16 protein-coding genes are annotated in these 24,674 nt (G+C 71.2%); 8 read left to right on the forward strand and 8 right to left on the reverse strand.

Annotated elements, in window-relative coordinates:
• Positions 1 to 170 precede the first annotated feature (170 nt).
• Entirely contained in the window at positions 171 to 521 is a 351-nt protein-coding gene (locus tag AB0L91_RS23035) for a hypothetical protein (RefSeq protein WP_365013044.1), read from the forward strand.
• On the opposite strand, the gene AB0L91_RS23040 is transcribed toward AB0L91_RS23035, so the two are convergent.
• From AB0L91_RS23040 to AB0L91_RS23065, 6 genes are all read right to left on the reverse strand, one after another.
• Positions 499 to 1,353, reverse strand: coding sequence for an acyl-CoA thioesterase domain-containing protein (locus AB0L91_RS23040; RefSeq protein WP_365013047.1), 855 nt, complete (start codon positions 1,351 to 1,353; stop codon positions 499 to 501). The genes AB0L91_RS23035 and AB0L91_RS23040 overlap by 23 nt on opposite strands.
• 103 nt (positions 1,354 to 1,456) lie before the next feature.
• Positions 1,457 to 2,308, reverse strand: coding sequence for an acyl-CoA thioesterase domain-containing protein (locus AB0L91_RS23045; RefSeq protein WP_365013050.1), 852 nt, complete (start codon positions 2,306 to 2,308; stop codon positions 1,457 to 1,459).
• Entirely contained in the window at positions 2,305 to 5,952 is a 3,648-nt protein-coding gene (gene cobN, locus AB0L91_RS23050; protein ID WP_365013051.1) for a cobaltochelatase subunit CobN, read from the reverse strand. Before cobN ends, AB0L91_RS23045 begins: the two co-directional genes overlap by 4 nt.
• A gap of 332 nt (positions 5,953 to 6,284) precedes the next feature.
• Positions 6,285 to 6,767, reverse strand: coding sequence for a hypothetical protein (locus AB0L91_RS23055; protein ID WP_357345636.1), 483 nt, complete (start codon positions 6,765 to 6,767; stop codon positions 6,285 to 6,287).
• A 289-nt stretch (positions 6,768 to 7,056) separates the two neighbouring features.
• A complete protein-coding gene (locus AB0L91_RS23060) occupies positions 7,057 to 8,619 on the reverse strand; it encodes a MerR family transcriptional regulator (protein ID WP_365013054.1) in 1,563 nt (520 codons plus the stop codon).
• 41 nt (positions 8,620 to 8,660) lie between these two features.
• Positions 8,661 to 9,329 (reverse strand): hypothetical protein, encoded by a 669-nt coding sequence (locus tag AB0L91_RS23065; RefSeq protein WP_365013056.1) that lies wholly within the window; start codon positions 9,327 to 9,329, stop codon positions 8,661 to 8,663.
• Positions 9,330 to 9,447: 118 nt separating this feature from the next.
• Between AB0L91_RS23065 and cobG the strand changes: the two genes are divergently transcribed.
• The 6 genes from cobG to AB0L91_RS23095 all read left to right on the forward strand — a co-directional run bounded on the left by cobG (position 9,448) and on the right by AB0L91_RS23095 (position 21,795).
• Complete coding sequence (gene cobG, locus AB0L91_RS23070) at positions 9,448 to 10,638, forward strand: precorrin-3B synthase (RefSeq protein WP_365013057.1); 1,191 nt, start codon at positions 9,448 to 9,450, stop codon at positions 10,636 to 10,638.
• Positions 10,639 to 10,717: 79 nt separating this feature from the next.
• Positions 10,718 to 11,809 (forward strand): RNA ligase (ATP), encoded by a 1,092-nt coding sequence (locus AB0L91_RS23075; RefSeq protein WP_365013060.1) that lies wholly within the window; start codon positions 10,718 to 10,720, stop codon positions 11,807 to 11,809.
• 297 nt (positions 11,810 to 12,106) lie between these two features.
• Positions 12,107 to 14,905, forward strand: a complete 2,799-nt coding sequence (locus AB0L91_RS23080) for a DUF6603 domain-containing protein (protein WP_365013063.1) — start codon at positions 12,107 to 12,109, stop codon at positions 14,903 to 14,905.
• Between the two features lie 15 nt (positions 14,906 to 14,920).
• Positions 14,921 to 17,041: a hypothetical protein gene (locus tag AB0L91_RS23085; protein WP_365013065.1), complete on the forward strand. Its 2,121-nt coding sequence runs from the start codon at positions 14,921 to 14,923 to the stop codon at positions 17,039 to 17,041.
• 24 nt (positions 17,042 to 17,065) lie between these two features.
• Entirely contained in the window at positions 17,066 to 20,518 is a 3,453-nt protein-coding gene (locus AB0L91_RS23090; RefSeq protein WP_365013067.1) for a hypothetical protein, read from the forward strand.
• Positions 20,519 to 20,715: 197 nt separating this feature from the next.
• Positions 20,716 to 21,795 (forward strand): hypothetical protein, encoded by a 1,080-nt coding sequence (locus AB0L91_RS23095; protein WP_365013069.1) that lies wholly within the window; start codon positions 20,716 to 20,718, stop codon positions 21,793 to 21,795.
• Between the two features lie 140 nt (positions 21,796 to 21,935).
• Here the strand turns inward: AB0L91_RS23095 and AB0L91_RS23100 are convergent, their stop codons facing one another.
• A complete protein-coding gene (locus tag AB0L91_RS23100) occupies positions 21,936 to 23,132 on the reverse strand; it encodes a low temperature requirement protein A (protein ID WP_365013072.1) in 1,197 nt (398 codons plus the stop codon).
• Positions 23,133 to 23,168: 36 nt separating this feature from the next.
• A complete protein-coding gene (ddaH, locus tag AB0L91_RS23105) occupies positions 23,169 to 24,053 on the reverse strand; it encodes a dimethylargininase (protein ID WP_365013075.1) in 885 nt (294 codons plus the stop codon).
• A gap of 137 nt (positions 24,054 to 24,190) precedes the next feature.
• Here ddaH and AB0L91_RS23110 point away from each other — a divergent pair, with 137 nt between their 5' ends.
• On the forward strand, positions 24,191 to 24,628 hold the full coding sequence (locus tag AB0L91_RS23110; RefSeq protein WP_218718291.1) for an Lrp/AsnC family transcriptional regulator: 438 nt from the start codon (positions 24,191 to 24,193) through the stop codon (positions 24,626 to 24,628).
• The last annotated feature ends 46 nt before the right edge of the window (positions 24,629 to 24,674 follow it).

Here is a 24,674-nt window from a genome sequence, read left to right on the forward strand (position 1 = left end):
CGAGCGCGCGCGCCGGCCGTCGCCCGTGGGAAACAGCCTGGTCCGGGCCACGGCGCGGCTGATCGGGGCCGAGGACACGGCGCGTGGTTGCGCGCGGGCGGGGACCACTCGAGGCAGCATGGGGCACGGCGCAGTGGGTGGACCGGGTGGCAGGGAAGGTGTGTGGGCGGGTGAGTGCAGCGGTGCCGGGGCAGGTCAGATGGCGGGCGGGATGGGGAATCGCGGCGGGACTGTTCGTCGCCGTGTTCGTGCTGGTCCCCGCGACGTTCGCGGTGCAGGACGCGTGGCAGGTGCCCGTGCCGCGGACGATCGCGTTCGCCGAGATCGAGCCCATCCAGACCTCGTACTGGCTCAGCTGGGCGCTCACCCTGGCGGCACTGCTGACCCCGGCACTGCTGCTGGCACTGCTGCCGCCGGCCCGGCTCATCGCGCTCGGCTACCTGCTGACCACCACCGCGGCCGGGTTCGTGCTGTGCGCGACCACCGTGGGGCTGGCGTTCAGCGGCCTCGATCCGGCGTGACCTGCGTCAGCGCGAACTCCTCGGACAGGGTGTCGATGACCGAGCCGTGGATCTGCCGGTGCTCGTTGGCCAGTGCCGTGGTGGTGCAGATCCCGAACGCGCCCTCGGCGTCGTAGAGGACCGCGGCGCCCGCGGCGATGCCGTCGTCGCTGAGATGCGACTCCGCCTCGATGCCCATCTCGAGCCCGATCGGCAGGCGCGAGAACGTGATCGAGACGTCGGTGTTGATGAAGCCGATGCCCTCGGTGCCCCAGTTGGTGACCAGGCTGGTCTGCTCCCCGGCCATGGCGGCGAAACAGAACGGGGAGGACTCCTCGCCGGCGACCACCGGGATATTGCGCACCCACTTGCGCTTCCTGGCGTCGTTCTGGTGCTCGGTCATCTTCACCGACCACCCGTTGCCGTCGCTGCCGAACAGGTGCATGGCCTCGTCGACGGTGGCCAGCGCGTCGCGCGGCGGCAGCGGCCGTTCCCGCTCGGGCCGCCACACCTCCCCCGGCGGCTGGGTCGACCGCTTCAGCAGCAGCGCACTGCCCCGCGCCACCGGCTCACCATCGGAGCGCAGCACGATCGCCACCGCGCGGACCCGCTTGCCGTCGCGGACCAGCTCGCTGTGCACGGTCAGCGGCACCGCGGGCACCGCCCGGTGCAGGTCGACGGTCAGCCGGGCGGGCGCGAACCCGTCGCCGCAGTATCGCGCCTCGACCTCGCGGGCGATCAGCCCGCACACCGGTGGCCCGGACAGCGTGCTCGGCGCCCACAGGCTCATGGAGAAGCGGGTGGGCTGGAAAACGCCGTCGTCCTGCGTGAAGTACGCCGGAGAAGTGCTCATTGCGACTCTCTTCTGCCCTGCGGTCGGCACCGGGGTGCCGTGGTGCGCCCACGCACCACGATCAGAGTAGAACGCGTTCTAGTTTTCCGGCAAGTCCGGCAGCTCAGGCGTGCTGCCTGCCACCGCGCTGCGGAATGTAGGCGTCGATGGCCGCACCGCTGATCTGCCTGCGCTCGTTGGCGACGGCCGACACCGTGCACACCGCGAATTCACCGTCCGCGTCGTAGAGCGCGGCCGAGCCGGCGGCGATGCCGTCGTGGCTGAGGTGGTTGCCCGCCTCGATGCCCATCTCCGGGCCGATCGGCATCCGCGAGAACGTGATCGAGACGTCGGTGTTGATGAAGCCGATGCCCTCGGTGCCCCAGTTGGTCACCAGGCTGGCCTGCTCGCCCGCCATGGCGGCGAAGACGAACGGCGACCCGGGCTCCCCGGCGACCACCGGGATGCCGCGCACCCACTTGCGCTTGCGGGTGTCGTTCTCGTGCTGGGAGATCTCGACCGACCAGCCGTCGCCGGACCCGTCGCTGTCGAACAGGTGCACGGTCGGCGCGACCGCGGCCAGCAGTTCCGCCGGCGGCAGCGGTGGCCGCCGCACCTCGCGCCACACCTCGCCCGGCGGCTGCGCCGAGCGCTTCAGCAGCACCGCCGAGGCCCGCGCGACCACCACGCCGTCGGCGCGCAGCACCGCCTGTGCCGCGCGCACCCGGTTGCCGTCGCGGGTCGTCTCGCTGTCGACGGTCAGCGCGACCGCAGGCACCGGCTGGTGCAGGTCGACGGTGAACCGGGCGGGCACGAATTCCTCGGTGCGGTACCGGTTTTCGATCTCGCGAGCGAGCAGTCCGCACACCGGCGGGCCGGACAGGAGCCCCTCGGCCCACAGGCTCCGGCCCCACGACGTCGGCGTGTACACCTCGCCGTCGCGGCGGAAATAGGCGGCGGACTGCTCGGTGCTCACTCCAGCTCGCCCTCGGTCTCGAGGTAGACCTGGCGCAGCTTGTCCAGCGTCTCGGGCTCCGGGTGCTCCCACAGCTTGCGCTCGGCGGCCTCGAGCAGGCGTTCGGCGATGCCGTGCAGCGCCCACGGGTTGGACTGCTCCATGAACTTGCGGTTCACGTCGTCGAAGACGTAGCTCTCGGACAGCTTCTCGTACATCCAGTCGGCGACGACATTGGTGGTGGCGTCGTAGCCGAACAGGTAGTCGACGGTGGCGGCCATCTCGAAGGCGCCCTTGTAGCCGTGGCGGCGCATCGCCTCGAGCCAGCGCGGGTTCACCACGCGGGCGCGGAAGACGCGGGCGGTCTCCTCCGAGAGCGTGCGGGTGCGCACGGCGTCGGGGCGGGTGGAGTCGCCGATGTAGGCCTCGGGGTTCTTGCCGGTCAGCGCGCGCACGGTGGCGACCATGCCGCCGTGGTACTGGAAGTAGTCGTCGGAGTCGGCGATGTCGTGCTCGCGGGTGTCGGTGTTCTTGGCCGCCACCGCGATCCGCCGGTAGGCGGTGCGCATGTCGTCGGCGGCGGGGGCGCCGTCGAGGTCGCGACCGTAGGCGTAGCCACCCCAGGCGGTGTACACCTGCGCGAGGTCGTCGTCGGTCCGCCAGCTCTTGGAGTCGATGAGCTGGAGCAGGCCCGCGCCGTAGGTGCCGGGCTTGGAACCGAAGATGCGGGTGGTCGCCCGGCGGCTGTCGCCGTGCGCGGCCAGGTCCGACTGGGCGTGCGCGCGCACGTAATTCGACTCGGCGGGCTCGTCGAGGTCGGCGACCAGGCGGACCGCGTCGTCGAGCAGGGCGAGCACGTGCGGGAAGGCGTCGCGGAAGAACCCGGAGATGCGGACGGTGACGTCGACGCGCGGACGGGCGAGCTCGTCGAGGGGGATCACCGCCAGGGCGGTGACGCGGCGGCTGGCCTCGTCCCAGACCGGCCGCACACCCAGCAGCGCGAAGACCTCGGCGATGTCGTCACCGGAGGTCCGCATGGCCGAGGTGCCCCATACCGACAGGCCCACCGACTTCGGGTATTCGCCGTGGTCGGCCAGGTAGCGCGCCAGCAGGGATTCCGCCATGGCCTGGCCGGTCTCCCACGCCAGTCGCGACGGGACGGCCTTGGGGTCGACGGAGTAGAAGTTGCGGCCGGTGGGCAGCACGTTGATCAGGCCGCGCAGCGGGGAACCGCTGGGGCCCGCCGGGATGAAACCGCCGTTGAGCGCGTGCAGGACGCGGGCGATCTCGATGCCGGTCTCGCGCAGGCGGGGCACGACCTCGGTCGCGGCGAACCGCAGGATGGTGGCGACCTTGTCCAGCCGCTCGGCATCGCGGTTTCCGTCACCCGGTGCGGCGCGGTGCCCGTCGAGGATAGCGGTTTCGAAGTCGGCGACCAGCGGCTCGACCGTGTCGACGGCCCAGTCCGTCGCCTGCAATGCCGCCAGCAGTTCGCGGGCGCGGCCCTCGACCATGTCCACCCGCTCGCGGGCTTCGTCACCGGCTTCGCTGAGTCCCAGTGCCTCGCGCAGGCCGGGCACGTTCTGCTCGCCGCCCCACAGCTGGCGGGCGCGCAGCATGGCCAGCACCAGGTCGAGTTCCATCTCGCCCTCGGGCGCCTGGCCGAGGATGTGCAGGCCGTCGCGGATCTGCACGTCCTTGATCTCGCACAGCCAGCCGTCGACGTGCAGCAGCATGTCGTCGAAGACGTCTTCCTCGGGCCGTTCGGCCAGGCCGAGGTCGTGGTCCATCTTGGCGGCGCGCATCAGCGTCCAGATCTGCTGGCGGATGGCGGGCAGCTTGGCCGGGTCAAGGGCGGAGATGTTGGCGTGCTCGTCGAGCAGCTGCTCGAGCCGGGAGATGTCGCCGTAGGTCTCGGCGCGCGCCATCGGCGGGATCAGGTGGTCGACGAGGGTGGCGTGCGCGCGGCGCTTGGCCTGGGTGCCCTCGCCCGGGTCGTTGACCAGGAACGGGTAGATCAGCGGCAGGTCGCCGAGCGCGGCGTCGGTGCCACAGGAGGCCGACATGCCGAGGGTCTTGCCGGGCAGCCACTCCAGGTTGCCGTGCTTGCCCAGGTGCACCATCGCGTCGGCGCCGAAACCGTCGGGCGCGGACAGCCAGCGGTAGGCGGCCAGGTAGTGGTGGCTCGGCGGCAGGTCCGGGTCGTGGTAGATGGCGACGGGGTTCTCACCGAAGCCGCGGGGCGGCTGCACCATCAGCACCACATTGCCGAAACGCAGTGCGGCGATGACGATCTCGCCCTGCGGGTCGGCGGACCGGTCGACATAGAGCTCCCCCGGCGGCGGGCCCCACGCCTCGACCACGGCCTCGCGCAGGTCGGCGGGCAGGGACTCGAACCAGCGGGTGTAGGTGGCGGCGCCGATCCGGATCGGGTTGCCCTCGAGCTGTTCGGCGGACAGCCAGTCCGGGTCCTGTCCGCCCGCGGCGATCAGCGCGTGGATGAGCGCGTCGCCGTCCCGCTCGTCGAGGCCGGGGATCTCGCCGGGTTCGCCGAGGTCGTAACCGGCGGTGCGCAATTCGGTGAGCAGGCGGATCGCGCTGGCGGGGGTGTCGAGGCCGACGGCGTTGCCGATGCGGGCGTGCTTGGTCGGGTAGGCCGAGAGCATGATCGCGATCCGCTTGTCGGCGGCCGGGATGTGCCGCAGGCGAGCGTGGCGCACGGCGATCCCGGCGACGCGGGCGGCGCGCTCGGGATCGGGCACGTAGGTGGACAGGCCGTCGTCGTCGAACTCCTTGAACGAGAACGGCACCGTGATGATGCGGCCGTCGAACTCGGGCACCGCGACCTGAGTGGCGACGTCGAGCGGCGAGAGGCCGTCGTCGTTGTCCTCCCACTGGGCGCGGCCGCTGGTCAGGCACAGGCCCTGCAGGATCGGCACGTCGAGGGCGGCCAGCGCGGCCACGTCCCAGGCCTCGTCGTCGCCACCGGCCGAGGCGGTGGCGGGCTTGCTGCCACCGGCCGCGAGCACCGTCACCACGAGCGCGTCGGCGCGGCCGAGCAGGGCGAGCAGTTCCGGCTCGGCGGTGCGCAGCGAGGCGCAGTAGACCGGCAGCGCGCGGGCGCCCTTGGACTCGATCGCGGTGCACAGCGCGTCGATGTAGCCGGTGTTGCCCGCCAGATGCTGGGCGCGGTAGTAGACGACCGCGACGGTCGGGGCGTGCGGTTCGAGAATGCGGGCGGCGCGGTCGAGTTCGCCCCAGGTGGGCAGTTCCACCGGCGGCTCGAAGCCGTGGCCGGTCAGCAGGACCGTGTCGGAGAGGAAGTTGTGCAGTTCGCGCAGGTTGTCCGCGCCGCCTGCGGCGAGGTAGTTGTGCGCGTCGGCCGCGACGCCCACCGGGACCGTCGAGCACTCCATGAGTTCGGCGTCCGGGGCGATCTCGCCGCCGAGGGCGACCATCGGCACCCCGCTCGCCCGGACGGCCTCGAGGCCGTCCTCCCAGGCGCGCTTGCCGCCGAGGATGCGCACGATCACCAGGTCGGCGCCGTCGAGCAACCCCGGCAGGTCATCCACCAGCAACCGCGCGGGATTGCCCCACCGGTAGTCGGCGCCGCTCGCGCGGGCGCTGAGCAGATCGGTGTCGGAGGTGGACAGCAGCAGGATCACAGGGTGAGGCCTTCCTCGGGTGACGCGCCCATCGGGATCGGTTGTCGTGCTCGCCGGAGAGGGTCTGGCTGTTCACAGTGGCGCGACCGCACCGGATTTCCACCGGTTTCCTCGACGCCCGCCGAGCATCCCGATCGTACTGGCCGCCCGTCGACCGCAACTTTCCAGCCCGCGCTCGGCGGATCACCACGCGACCGTGCGGGCAACCCCCGGGAGGGTGCCCGCACCGGCGAGTAGTGATCTTGATCAGGCGTGACGCGATCGGTCGCCCGGTGCGCACGCGCGCCCGGTTCCTGGTCGCGGCGGGTGCCGACGGCGCGGAGCGATCGCTGTCAGTGGCTCGGACGGCGGGTGGTGTCGCGCGCGGCGATCGCGGCGGCGACCTCGGTGACGGCGGTGCGGATGAGGGTGCCGTAGTCGTCGTCGCCGAGGGTGGCCAGGCGTTCGCGGGCGGCGTCGACGTGGCGGGTGGCGGCGGGGAACGCGCCGAGGCGGCGGAAGTTGTCGGCGAGATTGAGGTGCAGGGATGGGTAGAAACCGGCGACGTTCAGGTCCGCGTGGTGGGCCCGCAGGCGGGTGTCGGTGAGGGCGTCGGCGGCGTCGAGGGCACGGACATCCCAGACGAGGGCTTCGGCCGGGTCGTCGTAGGTGTCGGCGAGGTAGTGGGCGAGGGTGCAGCGATGCAGGGGGTCGCCCATGGGGCCGATGTCGGTCCAGACGTCGAGCAATGCGGTGCGCCCACCCTCGGGATCACCGCCGCGGAAGTCATTGACGCCCTGGGTGATTCGGGCCATGGTGGGGTCGGTGGTGGTCATCGGAGGTCTCCTCGTCGGTGGTGGTAGGCGGTTCGGTTGGCCGGCGGCGGGTTGGCCGTGGCGGTGGTTGTGGCGGTGCTGCGGCAATGGCGGTGGCAGTGGCGGTGGCCGTGCCAGCGGCAGCGGTGGCAGCGGTGGCAGTGGCAGTGGCGGCGCCGTGGCGGTGGAGGTCGGCTGCCCGCCGCAAGTTCGCCGTGACGTCGTGCGCCCGAGACGACATCGCCATGGCCGGTGGGCCGAGGGCGGTCGGGTGGGCCCCGCAGTGGTTACCGGACGGGCAGGTCGGCGGTCATTGGACGGGCACGTCGGCGGGGGCAGGTCGGCAGGGCATAGCCAGGGTCAGCAGGTCGCCGTCGTCGGCGGAGCGGATTCGGGCGGGAAGGTCGGGGGCGGCGAGATCGAGCATCACGTCGGGGCCGACCGCTGCGGTGACGGCGGGGTACAGGGTGGTGACCGTGAAATGGATCGTCATGCCCGGGCCGGTGACGGTCGCGGGCAGGCTCCGAGTGTTGTCGCCGTCGGCGGTTCGTACTTCACCCCCCGGAGCGATGTGCAGCGCGATCGTGGACGAGCCGGTCCGTTCGAGCGCGTCCAGCAGTGCTGCCCGGCCCAGCACCACCCGGGTGGTGACAGCGGGCAGCGCCGTCAGCATTCCCCGGTAGTCGGGGAAGTCCTCGGCCGATCGGCGGCATCGTCGCCGATCCGCACCGGCCGCATCGACTGCGTCACCCACGCGGGGCTCGTCGGCCGCGGTTCCCCGTTCCGCGGGCCGGTGATCGCCGGTCGACGGTCGCGGCCGAACCGGTTCCGTCGGCCGATGGTGGCCGCCGCGAGCTCGGGCATCGAGGGCTTCCGCGCGCCCAGCCGGGTCGGCGGCGAGGACGATGTGGGCGGCTTCCACGCTGATCGTGACGGTGTGCGTTCGGCGCAGCCAGGAGGTGGCGGCACGGAGATCGTCGGCGTCGACGGTGACCGACCACGCGGTGGCGGACGGCTGCGACGGGCGCAGGGTGCGGGTGGCCAGGCGGTAGCGGTCGGTGGCGGTGAGAGTCAGGTCCTGGGCGGTCGCTTCGACGTGAATGGTGTTGAGCACGGGCAGGTTCGGATCGATGACCGTCGCGGTCGCGATCTGGTCGATGGCGGCCGCGAGCAGTGGTCCACGCACCCGGAGGACGTCGTCCGCGGACGACCCCGGGCCGGTGCCCTCCGCCGGTGCGCTGCCGGTCACCCGCGCGGTGCCGCCCTCCAGCGCGGCGCCGTCCGCCAGCGCGCCGCCGTCCGCCAGCGCGCCGCCATCCGCCAGCGCGGCGCCATCCGCCAGCGCGCCGCCGTCCGCCAGCGCGCCGCCATCCGCCAGCGCGGCGCCATCCGCCAGCGCCGGACCGCAGGCCTGAGCGCGGCCATCCGTCGGTGCGCCATCGTCCACCGACGCCTGACCGTCCAGCGCACCACCGTCCATCGGCGCCCGGCGTGAGCCGGGTCCGGTCCGGTCGACGGGGCCGGGGGTCACCTCGGCACGCACCGCTGTCCGGGCCGCGTCGGCGGCCGCGTGGACCGCCCGGAGCCGATGATGCAGTTCGGCGAGGTGGTCGTCGACCAGTTCGGTGGCGCGGGCGGGATCGGGCTCGGCGAGGACGGCGGCGACCGCGGGCAGCGGCATCTCGGCGGCACGCAGCCGGCGGATCAGCCGGGCCGGGCCGGTCTGGCCGGGCGCGTAGTAGCGATAGCCGGTGGACTCGTCGATCACGGCGGGGACGAGCACACCCGCGTCGGCGTAGAAACGCAGGGCGCTGGTGCTCAGGCCGCAGGCACGGGCGAAGGCGCCGATGGTGAGCAGGTCGGGTTCGGGCACCCGGCCATCATCGGGGTTCGAGCTGGTCGAAGGTCAAGCGCTCAGTCGCGGGTGGTGCCCACGGCGACCATCTCCGGGGAACCGGTGCCGAGATTGCGGTAGACGTTGGCGACCACCATCTGGCCGAGCGCGTTGTTGCCGACCCCGCCGATGACGGCGCCGATCCCGGCCGGGACGAGGGTGCCGAACAGCAGCAGGGTGCGTTTCACGAGGTAGTTGACGATGAAGCGTTTGGCCGGGGAGTCGGGCATGCTCGCCAAGCCGGGAATGTGGTCGGTGACCACCCCGAGCCACTGGCCGGTCTTGTGCCCCGCGGTCTCGTCGAGCACCTTCGTGCCCGCCTCACCGAGGACGACCTTCGACACCAGGTACCTGCGGCGCGGGTCGTCGGGATCGAGATCGTAGGCCTCCGCCGCGCCGACCGACAGCACCGAGGACGCCTCCAGGAACACGGCGGTGTCGACACCGGTCGCGGCCAGGCTCAGCAGGGTGCCCACCCCGGGCACGGCGGCGGTGAGGCCGACCAGCACACCGCTGGTGGTGACGACCACGAGGTACTGCCGCGACAGCCGCCGCAACGTCTCCACGGGCGCGTCCTCCGGATGCCTGCGCTCGAGCCAGTCGACATAGCGGCCGACCGTGCCGGTCTGCGCGTGCGCGACCCGGTCGAGCGCGGGAACGACACGCTTGTCCACGAATTCACGCAACATGCGGCGACCTCTCCTGTCGGCGAACGACCGGCGAACGATTCCCCGCCCACCCTAGGGGACGTCCACCCGCACCGCCTGACGGCGGCGCGCCGGTCGGCGGTCGTAGGCTGGACGGATCATGACCAGGAGTACCCCCGATTCCTGCCCCGGTGTCCTGCGCCTGCACCAGGCCGCCGACGGGCCGCTGGCGCGGATCCGCGTCCCCGGCGGACGGCTGGCGCCCCAGCAGCTGCAAGCCCTCGCCGACGCGGCCCGCGACCTGGGCAACGGCGCCCTGGAACTCACCTCCCGCGGCAATATCCAGCTGCGGCAGGTCCGTGACGCCGCCGCGCTCGCCGATCGGCTCGGCGCCGCGGGTCTGCTGCCCAGCCGCACCCACGAGCGGGTGCGCAATATCGTGGCGTCACCGCTGTCGGGCCGGGTCGGCGGCTGGGCGGACGTGCACGGGCTCGCCGCCGATCTCGACGCGGGCCTGCGGGCCGATCCCCGGCTGGCGGATCTGCCCGGCCGGGTGCTGTTCACCGTGGACGACGGCCGCGGCGACGTGAGCACCCTGCGCGGCGACATCGGTATCCAGGCCGTCGCCGCCGACGAGTTCGCCGTGGTGCTCGCGGGCGCCGACACCGGGCTGCGGGTCAGCGCGAGCGAGGCGGTCGAGGTGATGCTCGACGCGGCGCGCGGCTTCCTCGACCTGCGCGGCACCGGCGACGACGGGCAGTGGCGGTTGCACGAGATCCCCGGCGGCGCCGAGCGGGTCATCGAGGCGCTGGACCGCTCCCCCGTCGGCGCGCCATTGGAACTCGTTGCGGCACACGATCTTCCGATCGGCTGGCTGGACCAGGACGACGGCCTGGTGAGCCTCGGCGCCGGGGTGCCACTCGGCACGCTGCCCGCGCGGACCGCGGAGTTCCTCGCCGCCGTCGAACACCCCGTCTTCGTGACCCCGTGGCGCAGCCTGGTGATCACCGACCTCGATGAGGGACCCGCCGAGACGGTCGTCCGGGTGCTCGCGCCGATGGGCCTGATCTTCGACGCGCAGTCCCCGTGGTTGCAGGCCAGTGCCTGCGCGGGCCGCCCCGGCTGCGCGAAGTCACTCACCGACGTGCGCGCCGATCTCGCGGCCGCCGTCGAGAGCGACCGCGTCCGGTCCGGCACCCCGGAACCCGCGCGGATCGTGGTCCCCGCCGAGGACGTCACGGTGGCGGGCCGCCAGCACTGGTCCGGCTGCGAGCGCCGCTGCGGCCGTCCGACCGGACCGGTCACCGATGTCGTGGCCACCCCCGACGGCTACCGCGTCGACACCCACTGACGTTCTCCCCCGGCGAAATTCGATCGACTCCGGCGCGCGCCGGCTCGTACGCTGACCACCTCGCATCGAGGGGGTTTCCATGTCCACACTGCAGGTGACGGCCGAACGACTGGTCGTCCACGCCCATCCGAACGCCGACCGGCTCGAGCTGGCCCAGGTCGGCCTGTACCGGGCCGTCGTCGCCAAGGGCCAGTTCGCGACCGGCGCGCACGCGATCTACATTCCGGAGCAGGCCGTCCTGCCCGACCCGCTCATCGCCGAGCTCGGGCTGACCGGGAAACTGGCGGGTTCCCAGCGCAATCGGGTGAAGGCCGTGCGGCTGCGCGGGGAGGTGTCGCAGGGCATCGTGTGCCTGCCCGGCGCGCTCGACGGTGTCGACCTGGCGGCGGCCGCCGACGCGGGCACGGACTTCGCCGAGGTGCTCGGGATCACCAAATGGGTGCCGCCGGTGCCGGTCTCGATGGCCGGTCAGGTCGAAGCGGCGCCGGAGCTGCTGCGGTGGATCGATGTCGAGAACATCAAACGGTTCCCCGGCATCTTCACCGCGGGGGAACCTGTGGTGGCGACGGAGAAGATCCACGGCACCGCGTGCCTGCTCACGCACGTGCGGGCCGAGGACCGGATCCTGGTGTCCTCCAAGGGGGTCGGCGGGAAGTCGCTGTCGCTGACCGCTTCCGAGGGCAACCTGTACTGGCGGGCGATCCGGGCGCACGGACTCGACGAGGCCGCCCGGAAGCTGGCCACCGCGCTCGACGCCGACCGGGTCGGCCTCTTCGGCGAGGTGTACGGCGCGGGCGTGCAGGACCTGCACTACGGCGCCTCGGCCGCGCACGACGCGTCGCTGGGCTACGGCCTGTTCGACATCGCGGTCGCCCGGGCCGGCGAACCGGTCCGCTGGCTGGACCCTGCCGAGATCGGCACGCTGCTGGACGAACTCGGGCTCGCCGTACCGCGGGTGCCGGTCCTCTACGAGGGCCCCTACGACGCGGCGGAGCTGCTGGCACTGGCCGAGGGCACCGAGACCGTCAGTGGTGCGGGCGCCAACATCCGGGAGGGCCTGGTGGTGCGCCCCGCGACCGAGCGGCTATCGGCCGTCCTCGGCGGCCGCGCGATCGGCAAGATCGTCTCCGACGCCTATCTGCTGCGCGACGGTGGCACCGAATTCGAGTGACCAGCAGCAGCTTTCGCGCACCGGTGCGGCGATCCGCACCGGTGCGCGCGAGAGTTGTTGCGGTACAGCTGGCTTCGGCATTTCCGCCGAACCGGACGGTGACAGGCGATTCGGGGAAGCACCCGGTCGCCGAATTCCGAGGTAGGCGGATACCGGCCCTTCGGTGCGCCCTGCGGCGTACGAGCACCCGGTGAACTATTAATGCGGAATTGCTATATCCACAGGTGCATCGCCCTACACTTGACGCCAGCTACCCACTCGGGCCGCGGGTGGGGTGTCGGAGAGGGAGGGGTTTTCGTGACGGTCCGAATCCAGTGGCTCCATAAACTCATCGACGAATCGGTCGGAGAATCGGTCGACATTCCGGTCGATTCCTTCGGTTTCGGCGACGGATTGCGCGCACTGTTTCCCGACGGCATTCTGCGATTCTCCGCGGGAATCGGAACAGGTGACGCGATCACCCGGGTTTCCTACACCGACCAGCCCGCTTCGGCCCGGTTGAGCCGCGCGCGCGACGGCGCGGATATCACGCTCGACGTGCGACTCCCCGGGACCGGAGCGCCTGCGCAACTGTTGGCCCGATGCGCCGGGTTCGAACTACCGGACCTGCCGTGCGGAACATCCGACGCCTTCACCCTGCGCCTCGACGAGCACACGGGCACGACAGTGCGGGCGACCGGCCCAGACGTGGCGGTCGTACTGCGAGAGAACGGCGAGCGCGTATTCACCGCGGCCGCCGATGGCTGGCGGGTGATCTGCACCGACAGGCCACTGCCCGCCGACCGGCTGGCGGAGCTGGGAACCGCGGACAGCGATGCGCTGTCGCGTGCCTCGCTACCGGACCCGTTCGCCGACGAGCTACCGCCCGGGGCATGGTTGCTGCTGCCGCGACCGGGCGCCCAGCCACGCCACTTCCTGGTGCGGCTGGAGACCCCGCGTCCCGCGATGTCGACCGATCCCTCCCGGCGGGACGGGCTCGGGCGACCGATGCCCCCTGCCGCCACCCACATCCGGCGCACAGGTTCGCCGTATCGTCCGGTGCGGGCGGTGGCGACCGGCGACGGCTTCGCGCTGCTGGCGGGTACCAGATCCGCCGCCGAGCGGGGCAACGGCCGGTTCGGGCTGACGCTCGGCGAGGACGGCGCCGCCGCGAGTCTCGTCCTGGACTACGCACCCCTGCGCATCGTCGGTGAACTCGGCGTGGCACCGGCGGAATCGCCTTACCGGACGGTCATCGGCGGCGTGCTCATGTTCTCGTTCAAGGGCGGGAAGTCGGGGATCTACGGCACCGGCATGGGCGCGTACGTGGTCCCGGAATCGGGCGCCGCCGGGCCCTCCTTCTTCGGCTACGCCGGCATCGGCGGCGATCCCGGCATCGGCATCCCGGCGCTGCGGCTGACCGGCGTGTCGGTGGGGTTCGGCTGGAACAGCCGCATCCGCGTACCCGACGTCGCGCAGGTCGCGAACTTCCCGTTCGTGAAGGCGCTGGCCGATCCGGGTTCGATCGGCGCGGGGTCCGGTAAGCCGGTCTCGGTGCTGCGCAGCCTCATCGGTGGCGACAACCCGTGGATCTCGCCCAGGGCGGACGAACTCTGGGTGGCGGCCGGGCTCGGCTTCACCCTCGCCGAATTCGTCTCGGGCCGCGCGATGGCGATCGTGCAGGTCGGTGACGAGTTCACCGTCGCCCTGCTCGGCACCGCGGCCGCGGAGTTCCCCCAGGGCGGCGGCCGCAAGCTGGCCCGCGTCGCAGCGAACCTGCAGGCGGTGCTCAAACCCGGAGAGGGCGAGATGGGCTTCGCCATGGCCCTCGCCCCGAACTCGTTCGTCCTCGATCCGAACTGCCGGCTGCAGGGTGGCTTGGCGTTCCGCAGCTGGTTCGGGCCGAGCCCGCACGCGGGCGACTTCGTCTACACGGTGGGTGGCTACCACCGGAATTACCTTGCCCCGCAGCGGTATCCGTCGGTGCCGCGAGTCGGTTTCGACTGGGACCTGACCGGCGCGGTCACCATCTCCGGCAAGGCGTACCTGGCGTTCACCCCGGGCGCCGCGATGGCGGGCGGGCAGCTGGCCGTGCGTTTCCACGCGGGCCCGGTCCGCGCCTGGTGTGACGCGAAGTTGGACGCCCTCCTCCAGTGGAACCCCTTCTACTTCGACGTCGGCGTGCGCGTGTCGATGGGTGTTTCCGCCTCGGTGAAGATCGTGTTCGTGCGGATCACCATCACCGTGGAAGTCGGTGTCGGCCTGACGGTCTGGGGTCCGCCCACCGGCGGCCGCGCCAAGGTGAAGCTGTGGTTCATCTCCTTCACCATCAATTTCGGCAACAGGCGCGCCGGGGCGAGCAACGACCTGGACTGGGCCGGATTCTCCGCCATGCTGCCGCCCGCGGGTAACAACGTCCGGGTGCTGCCGCAGGCCGGGCTGCTCGTGGACAAGAACCGCGAGACCGGCGGCGACGGCTCGTGGGAGGTGTCGGCCAACGGATTCACCTTCGACACCGACACCACCGTGCCGCTCACCGAGGTGTACCTGGGCGCGTCGAGTACCGCCGTCGAGAACGGCAGTCCCGTCGACCTGCGGCCGACCGCATGGCGCGGCGAGACGAGCACCCAGCGGGTGACGGTGCGGCGAGGCGAGACGGGCCTCGATCTCGGGCAGTGGGCACGCACCCGCCGGATGGCGACGGTGTCGGCCGAACTGTGGGGCTCCGGCCGCACCGGCGACCTGCCGGACGGCGACGACCACCTGGTGAAGAACCAGCTCCTCGGCGTCCAATTCACCTCGCCCGCACCGCGATACGGCACGTCGACCGGATTCATCGACGAGGAAGCGCTCGATTTCGACACCGTCGCGCCCGACGGCAGTCAGCCACTCGACCCCGCGGCGGGCCCGGTCGGGGCCGTGCCACAGCGGCCGGGAAACGTCATCTCCACCATCGCGAGCACGATCGCCGCCCCGGCGCAGTCCGATGCCCGCCGCCGGTTGGCCGGGCAGCTGTCCGCGCTCGGCTTCGACCTCGGCGAGGTCGACAGCGACCTGTCCGGGTACGCCCGGGCCTGCCAGACGGCCTTCACGGCCGAACCGATGCTCGTCGGCTGAGCGAAAGGGATCGAGATGCCGACCACCACGCACCGCACACGATTCCTCGACCACCGCATCCCGTCGCTCTACGCCGGCCGCTACACCCTCACCGTGGAGCAGCAGATCGAGACCGTCGCCGCACTGCCGACGCGCGATCAGCGATTCGACGTGCGCACCCAGCGTTTCGCGCTCGGCGACTCCGAGGTGCAGGCCTGCTACCCGGTGCCGGGCGGGGTCGGGAAGTACAGCCAGTTGCTGCCGCACATCACGCTCGACACCCCCGGCCTGCCGTGGGCGATGCTGCCCGCGGGAGAGGACGACGGCAGCCCGTGGATATTCCTGCTGGTGTTCCGGGAGGGCGAGCTGCCCGACGACCCCCAGGCTGTCGGTGAGGTCACCGTCTCCACGGTCGCCCAACTGCTCGGCGGGCAGGCCGGACCGGGTGCGCCGCCCGCCATCGACACCGACAGTCTGCTCGACGGCGAAGCCGCGACGGCCTGCCGCAGTATCCACATCCCGGCGGATCTGTTCACGAAGCTCCGCCCGACCTTCGCGGAGGCGGCGCTGCTCGCCCACCTGCGGGAGGGTGGACGGCCGGACGCCGACCACGTGCGCGGCGCCGACCCGGAGCCGAATCTCGACGAGTGCAACGCGGTCGTCGTCGCCAATCGCTTTCCCGCCGCGACCGCCGCACGGCACGTGGCGCATCTGGTCACGGTGGAAGGATTCGAACCGTACCTGCGGGACACGGCGGCGCCGCCGGAGGGCGTGCGGATGGTGTCGCTGCACACGTGGACGTTCGAAACCCTCGACGACACCGGCATCGGGTTCGGTGACCTGGTCGCGAATCTGGCGGCCGATCCCGATCTTCAGCTGTGCCTGGCGTTGCCGCCCGGTGAGCTGGACACCGATGCGCGGCAACGGTTTCAGGGTGGCGCGACGGTGCTCCCGCAGCGCCTGGAATCAGGGGAACGCAGCATCGCCTTCTATCGCGGACCGTTCACCGCCACGCCCGCGCAGCCGCTTCCTCCCCCGCGCGAACCCCGGCTCGATTCCGGCGGTGCGGCGCTGATCTACCTGACGCAGTCCGGTGTCTTCGACACCGGCTACGCCAGCGCCTTCAGCCTCGGCCGGACGTTGGCCTTGGCCGACGCGCCGTTCCGGAATCGGCTGCTGGAATTCCGCACAGCGGCCAGGCGGGCCGCGCGCCGGGCGGCGGCGCATCCGGAGCTGATCGCGGGACGCGCGGTGCGTGAGGCGGGGGCGGCGCTGCGCGAGAGCCGGGTGCGCGCCGCCTTCGATCACCTGCTCGAGTCGCGACTGCCGTCGGCGCTGGCGCGCAGCGGGGCCGAGCTGGCGACCGCGCCGCGCCGTCCCGCCGCCGCGAGGGTACGGGGCCACGGCGCGCTGTCGGCGCTGTCCGCGGACGCGCTGCGCGTCACGGTGTCCGACACCCACACCAGGGCGGTGCTGCGGTCGGCCGTCCGCGAGCACCTGGATCCGGTGCAGGAATGGCTGAACCGGCTCGCCGCCTTGCAGATGGTGCCCTTCGATCATCTCGTCCCCGACCCGAGAATGCTTCCACCGGAAAGCATCCGGTTCTTCTCCGTCGACCCGGGGTGGGCGCGGGCCGCCGTCGACGGCGCGCTGAGCGTCGGCGTCGGTCACGCGCTCGACGAGGACCTCAACGAGCTGGCCGCCGCGGTGGCGGATCCACCAGTCTGCGGGGTGCTGATCCGCTCGATGCTGGTACCGCACTGGCCGCGCACCCTCTACACCGCTTTCCGCGGTGAGGAGGTGCTGGAGCCACTGCGCCGCGCGACGTTCGGCAGCAACGTGCTCATGCTGCTCTACCCGGACACCCTCGACACCTTCACCATCGCCGAACCGCCGCAGGGCATCCACTTCGGTATCGGCGATCTCGGCACCATCGACCTGCGCGCGCTCAGCGGCGTCGTCGGCGAGTACCTCGAGGAGTTCCCCGACCCGCCCGGCTTCGGCGCGTTCCTGCGACCCTCTCACGACGTGCTCGACGTCGAGGGCGCGCTGATGCCCGCGCTGGCCGCCGCTCACGAGCTGCCGACGCTGTCGCCGGCTCAGTTCGCACTACAGATGTTCAAGGCGCCGCAGTTGCAGACCTTCGCCCGCTCCTGATCGCCGCTCTCCGGAGGGATTCTCATGCCCAACGACACTCTGATCGTGCCGGTCGAGGTGGCGGCGTTCGCGGTGAACGCCCGGACCCGCGACGCCGACGGCAGCTATGTGATCCAGCGCTGGATCTCGAATTTCGTTCCGTTCGTCGACGACAACGCCGCACCGGAACCCGCGCCGTTCGCCGGGTCCGAGACGTGGACAGGCGAGGCGTCTCGACTCGGTGTGTACCTGCACTGGCAGTTGCCGGAGGCGCTGAGCGAGGGTCTGCAAGACGAGGAGACCGGCGAGGTCGGCGATTTCCCGCTGGTGCCCAATCGCTGGCTGGTGGTGCGCCGCTCCGACGGCGGCGTGCGGACCTGGATCGTGCACAGCGACTACCTCGACTCCCGCGAGGGCTCGGTGTCGTATCTCGACCCCACCACCGACACCCCGACCGCCACCAAGATCGGCCGACGGGTCGACCTCACCACCGGCAGCCCGTGGCAGGAGCCGGGCGGCGAGCAGTTCCTCACCGCGATCGGTCCGGGGCTCCTGACGTTCTCGGTGTTCCAGCCCTACAACAAGAACGTCTTCTCCCTCCACGACACCCTCGACGACCTGCCACCCGGCACCGACGACCGGCTGAGTTACTTCGTCGCAGGCTGGTATTCGGACCCGGACAGCGACATTCTGACGGTCGGCGACCATGCCGAGGAACGGTTCGCCGACCTGATGTCGCGGCTGGAGTGGCAGCTGGCCGCGACCTTCGGCGAGCCGCGGCGCTCGGTCTACACCGGCAGCGCGCTCGGCATCGACTGGCGCCCCAACGGCGGGGTATACCCGTCGGCGAGCCCGCACGCCAACGAGATCGCGGTGGCGATCGGCAACAGCGCGGGCGAGGCGGCGGGAGAACTCCAGGAGCAGTCGGGCGGTTCGAATGCGTTGAGCGAGAAGGATGCTCAGCTCTATCGCGCGTTCGCGCTCGGTGTGCTCGACGAATACGACCGCGCCGACGGCGAGCTGTTCCCCGAACGCGCGGCCCACGATTCCGGCTTCGGGCCGGTGCCGGGCGGGTTCGTGTGGCGCAGTGTCGACCGCGCCGGCGAGGACGCGCTGGCCGCGCTGTCGGAGGCCGAACGGGCCGCCGAACAGCGCCTCGCCGCCGAGGTCACCGCCGATCTGAACGGCCGCCAACGCGAGCTCGACGCCCTCGAACGCGAGCTCGCCGGCGCACAGCAGCGGCTCTACGTCCTGTGGGCGCTGTCGTGCGACCCGAATCCACCGCAGGATTACGCGCCGGGCATCCTCCGGCAACTCGACCCGGCACGGGAGAATTCGGTGGCCTGGCGGGTGACTCAGCTGTCCGGCCAGGTGGCGGCGCTGCGGGACGACATCCCGTGGGACACCACGGCCGATGGGCTGGCCGCCAAGGCGCGCGCCTATGCCGCCGAACACGGTCTGCGCACCGGCCTCGAATTGCAGCGTGTGCCCCTGGCTCCGTTCGAACAGCACGCCGACCCGGTGCTGATGCTGCAGGGCGCGAACCTGAGCGCCCCGCTGACCCGCGGCTCCGACCTGCCGTGCCGGGTCGAGGAGCGACTCGTCACCGAGATCGGCGCCATCACCGCCGATGCGGTGGCCGCGGAGGTCGCGGAGGTGAACGTCACCGGCCTGCCCGGGCCGATGGCGAAGCTGGTCACCGAGTTCCTCATCATCGACCAGGCTCGCAAAACCGGTGCGAGCCTGACCGATCCGACCGGGACACTGCCGGAGTACGGCACCGGCCCGTGGGCGCAGCCGTGGCAGCCGCTGTATCTGCAATGGGAGGTCGAGTACACCGCCATCCCGTTCGTCGAAGCAGGTCGGGAACGCTTCTCCTTCGACGGCGACTACTACCGATGGGAGGGCGAGGGCACCCTGCGGCCCGCCGTCACCGTCAGCGGCCGCCAGGTCCTCATGCCCACCAGTGGCTACGACCAGGACGGACAGCTCGACAGCTACGCCGACGGCCGCACCGACCTGCGCGCCGACATGCTGGCCGCCCTGCACGAGCAGCTGAACAACCTGGACCAGCTCTCGCAACGCCTCGATGGGCTCAGTACGGCCGTCGGGCAACGTCTTTCGATGGTCAACCGAGCCCCGACCGGCGATCTCGCCGGATTGATCGGCACCGGTGTCGGAGCATCGCCGGATGGCGGCGGACGGCCGGTCTTCGATTGGGACGACTGGCCGGAGTCCGACTTCCAGGAATTGCGCTCCGGGCAGCTGCTGTTCATCCGGCTGTCGGTGGTGGACCGATTCGGCCGCGCGGTCAATCTCATCGACAATCCCCTGCATTTCGATCAGCTGCGCAAGCCCGAATCCATGACCCCGAAGCACGCCGTCGGCGAGGTCCAAGTCGACCGTTACGTGGAACTCGGGCCCCGGCTCCTGCAACCGGCCCGGCTGCGCTTCGACTTCCTGTCCGCACGGTCCGACGACGACGCCGAACTCACCCCCGGCGCGAATCCGGTGTGCGCGTGGCTGATCCACAACCGGCTGGATCGCGCCATCGCCGTCTACGATCCCGAGGGCCATGCGCTCGGCGATCTGCGGCGGGTGCTGTCGCCGTCCGGTGGGCAGATCGTCGCCTGGACCGCGCTGCCCGGCTCCCCGGTCGCCGAATTCGACGATCTGGCAGCGGAATACCCGCACGCCCACCGCTACCTGGCGGTGATCGTGCAGAAGGGCCCCGATGTCCTCGACGCCGTGCGTGACCTGATCGACCGAACCCTCGCCTCCATCGACCCCGACGGTCCGGAGGACTACAGCCTCGGCTTCCTGCTCGGCCGTCCGCTGGCCCTGGTGCGCGCCCGGCTCGACCTGGAACTGTGCGGGCCGGTCCGCACCGATGTCACCTGGCCGCGGGCGGTGAATCCGCCCGCGCCGCAGATGCCCTCCTACCGGTGGAATGTGCGCCTGGGCGAGGCGAGGCAAACCGACGACGGACTCATCGGCTGCGTCATCGACGACGACTACGAGCATTTCGAGACGGTCCTGGACGATCCGGCCGCATCGGACGGATATCTGCGACCCATCGATATCGGCGAGCGCCTGAAGCTGGCGTTCGACGGCGACAGCAACGCCACCGTCACCCTGCTGCTCGACCCCCGTGCCGCCGTGCACGCCACCACCGACATCCTCCCGGTGTCCTCGGTCGTTGTGCCGCAACGGTTCACCGACGCCGCGCTCGCCGCCATGGCGGTGAACTTCCGCGCGGGCCCGCTGCTCGTCGCCCGCACCGAAGCAGGCGCGGTCACGCTCCCCCAGCCCACCACCGCCACCGGCACGTGGTCGTGGACCGAGGCCGTCGGTGCGGAATGGTCCGAGTTCCCGATCGTCGTGCCGGACCCGGCCTCGCTGCCGGTCGGTATCGATCCCGAAATTCGTTCCGGTTTCCTGGTTCTCGAGGACGCCGCCCAGTACAGCCGTACCAGCAACGAGCGAGGAGCACGGTGATGACGATTGTCCAGGGATATCACGCGACCGGGACCGAACAGGCCACCAGCGGCACACCGCTGTATTTCGAGCTGAACACCGATCCGGATCCGGTGCGCATCTCACCGTCCGCCGGCGATCCGGAACGCGCCGACTTCGTGGTGGTCGGCAGTCGCCGCGGCGGACAGGCGATCGCCTGCCGCAAGATCACCATCGCGGTGCCGACCGGCCCCAACGCCAGCGATCTGACACCGGATATCACCAGCATCGCCCCACAGATCAGCTTGAAGGACTGGACGCCACGCACGGACCCGACGGCGAAGACGATCACCTTCACGCCGACGGCGGAATACACCGTCATCGGGCGCGACGAGGGCGTCACGATCCAATTGATGGACGCGCGCATCAACTCCGTCGTCGGGAGCTCCTTGCTGGCCATCGCGATGGAGTGGCGGGAGGTCGACGGCGACGGCGTCTGGGAGACCGGAAGCGTGGCGATCAATGTCGGCAAATTCCCGCCCGACTTCGTGCTCGAGAACTTCACCGCCGATCAGCTGATCATCGACAACGGTGACTCCGTGCGGCTGACCTGGGCGGCCGGCGGTGTTTCGTCGCTGAAACTGCTCTACGACGTCGCCGAGATCGACGTCACGAACAAGGCCACCTACACGGCGCCGAATATCACTCGCACGACGGTGTTCTACCTGCGGGGGACCGTGCAGGAGGGCAACGGAACCGTCGAGCGGACGTTGTCGGTCACCGTCACGGTCCGAGTCCCCGACCTGACGGTTCGCCGCCTGACTGTCATCGACGAACTGTGCGTGGGTGGCGGCGCTCAGTCCGTCGTCCAGAAGTATCTCGGGGAGGACCCAGTGCATCCGCTCGAGCACATGCTCGACGGCTCGCCCGACACGTACTACATGAGTACCCAACATCAGTCCGGCCTCGGACACCTCATTCTCGACCGGGGCGAATACGCGCCGCCGTTCCACTCGATCGAAATTCTCACCGGCACCAGCTCCGGAGACTTTCCGGCGGGCGGGTTCAAGGTGTACGGAGCCGCCTCCGACGGTATGAGTGGATGGACTCGGCTGGGCGCCAGCTGGGCACCGGATTTCACCTTCACCTCGCCGGACGGTCCACTGGCATATCGCTTCCTCCACGTGAAGCTCGAGCACAACGTGGCTCACCGGCTCGCGATCCGCTCGTTCACGGTGAGCCCGGCCGCGGTGCTGCGGCTCGATGCGGATTGTGCCGACTTCGGCGTGCCGATCAAGGCGCACCACGGAGTCGACTGAGTCCGGCTGGGACGTGCACGGTCGTCTCCGCGGCAGAGGCCGATGTCGGCCGAGGAGCTACTCCTGGCCGGTGGCACCGAATTCGAGTGACCAGCAGCGGCTTTCGCGCGCCGGTGCGGCGATCCGCACCGGCGCGCGCGTCACGCGGGGATCGGGCGACGCGCGCGGTAGGTCTCCGAGACGACCGCCACCGTCAGCGTGACCATCACACCGACCACCAGCCACATCCCGCCGAGATGCGGTGCCGCCCAGGCCAGGACCAGCGCGGCCAGCAGGCACGGCAGCGGCCAGCGCAGCAGCCAGCGGGGGCCCGCGCTGGCCAGCCCGCCCAGTCCACAGACCAGAAAGAAGGCCGCGGCGCCGCCACCGAGCACCCAGCCGATGCCGGCGGGCAGGTGCCCCGAGGGGTGCGCGGCCACCAGGCCGAGGCCGGCCGCGACGGTCGCCACGGTCCCGCTCAGCGCGCAGTGGGTGGCCATCACCCGGTGCCGGGTCACGTCGATCGTGCGGGTCGAGGCGTCCATCATGCGGGGCACGAACCCGTAGTGCAGCGTGAGGCCCCACATGCCGAGCAGGCACAGGAACGCGCACACCCCGATCACCGCGACCGGCACCGTCCACTCCTCCACCGACACCGCCGCGATCACCGAGATCACGCCCTCCCCGAGCACGATGATCAGATACTGGCCGAGGCGCTCGCCCAGATGTCCCGGCTCCGCGTGCAGCATCCGCAGTCGCGGCGGCGGACGGCGCAGGGGACGGGGCGGACCGGGACGGCGACGGCGCAGCCGGGAGCGCACCCGCCGCTGCGCGTCGAGCATCAGCCGTTCGGCGTCGACGGTGAACATCACCCACAGGTCGATCGCCAGGCCGACGCCCCACAGCACGAACTTCCCCGGCGCGGGCACCCACAGCGAGACCAGCCACGGCAGCGTGCCGGAGCCGATCTGCGCGATCGGCCAGTCCACCACCACCTGGCCGCGACCCCACGCCGAGGACGACGCGATCCGGACCACCACGTAGATCGCGGCGAAGACGTTCGCGTGGTCCTCGGGCATCCCGTCGACGGCCGCCATCATCACGCACAGGCCGAACATGCAGCCGAACACCAGGGTGGTGCGCGCCTGCTCGCCCGCGACATTGCTGTACACGGTGACGCAGGCCCACACCACCCAGAACGCCAGGTACAGCAGCGCGTACAGGCCGAACTCGCCCAGCGACGGACCCCGGTGCAGCAGGTGCGTGAGCTGGCCGATCCCCGCGACGGCGACGAGGTCGAAGAACAGCTCGGTCCAGCTGGCGCGCCGTTCCGCCGTGGTCTGCTCCGGGTGTGCCACCCGGACAGTATGTGGGCGTCGCGGGGCTGCCCCTGGCTACCCGGCGGTCGTGTCGCGGCGCGTGTGCAGTTCCAGCACACAGCACTTCACGCCGCCGCCGCCCTTGCGCAGTTCGGACATGTCGACCGGCACCGGCGCGAATCCGCGGTCCCGGAGGGCGGCGATCAGACCGGTGGCGCCCGGGTCGAGGAAGACGTGGTGCCCGTCGCTGACGCCGTTGAGGCCGAACGACAGCGCGTCGTTCTCCTCGGCCAGGATCGCGTCCGGGTACAGCGCGGCCAGCACATCGCGGGCGGCCGGGCCGAACGCGCCCGGGTAGTAGGCGATGGTGGCGTCGTCGAGGACCATCAGCGCGGTGTCGAGGTGGTAGAACCGCGGATCGACGAGTTCCAGCGACACCACCGGCAGCTCGAAGTACCGCTCGACCTCGGCGTGCGCGGACAGCGAACAGCGGAAGCCGACACCGGCCAGGATCCGCTGCCCGGCGAAGGTGAAATCGCCCTCGCCCTCGTTGGTCTCGGACGCGGGGGCGAGCGCGCGCAGTTCCCTGGCCGCGAACCAGCGGTGGAACGCCGGCCCCTCCGCCGCGCGTTCGGGGTGGGCGAACCGGGCCGAGAGCGCGTGCCCGCCGATCACGATCCCGCTGTTGGCCGCGAACACCATGTCGGGCAGGCCCGGTTCGCCGGGGACGGTCTCCACGGTGTGCCCGTGTTCCTCGAGCACCGCCCGCAGGATCTCCCACTGGGCCAGCGCCCGCGCCCGGTCCACCGGGGCGGCGGGGTCCATCCAGGGATTGATCGCGTACGCGACCGCGAAGTGGTCGGGCCTGCACATGACATAGCGGCGCGGGGTGGCGACCCGCGCGGGCGCCGGGGCGACCCGCGCGGAGGTGGTTTCGCGAAGGGGGGCTGCGGCGGTCATCAGGACTCCCGGTGGCTGCGCGGATCGACGTGTTGCTACGACGGTAAATGTGTGCGCGTTGCACAGGGAACACCGATTCGTTGCGCATTTCGGTGTCAGAATGGAGAAATCTTGCGTCCCATCGGCGAAGGAGTGACGTGGACGATATCGATCGCCGCATCCTGTCGGTCCTGCTCACCCACGCCCGCGCCTCGTTCCAGGAGATCGGCGCGGTGGTCGGGTTGTCGGCGCCCGCGGTGAAGCGCCGGGTGGACAAGATGGTGGCCAGCGGGCAGATCACCGGGTTCACCGCGCAGGTCAATCCCGCGGCGCTGGGCTGGACCACCGAGGCCTATGTGGAGGTGTACTACCGCGACAACATCTCCCCCGCCGAACTGCGCCGCACCCTGGAACCGATTCCGCAGGTCGTCGGCGTGTGGACGATCGCGGGCGAGGCCGACGCGCTGGTGCACGTGATGGCCACCGACATGGCCGAGATCGAGGTGACGGTCGAGCGGATCAGGGAGAACGCGCGCGTCGGGCGCACCCGCAGCTCGCTGGTGATGTCGCGCATCCTCGAGCGGCCGCGCACCTGAGCCACCGCGGCGGAAACGCCGCCGGACACAGGTTCTAGGGTGGTCG

The organism is Nocardia sp. NPDC051833 (assembly GCF_040681225.1).
GTDB lineage: Bacteria > Actinomycetota > Actinomycetes > Mycobacteriales > Mycobacteriaceae > Nocardia.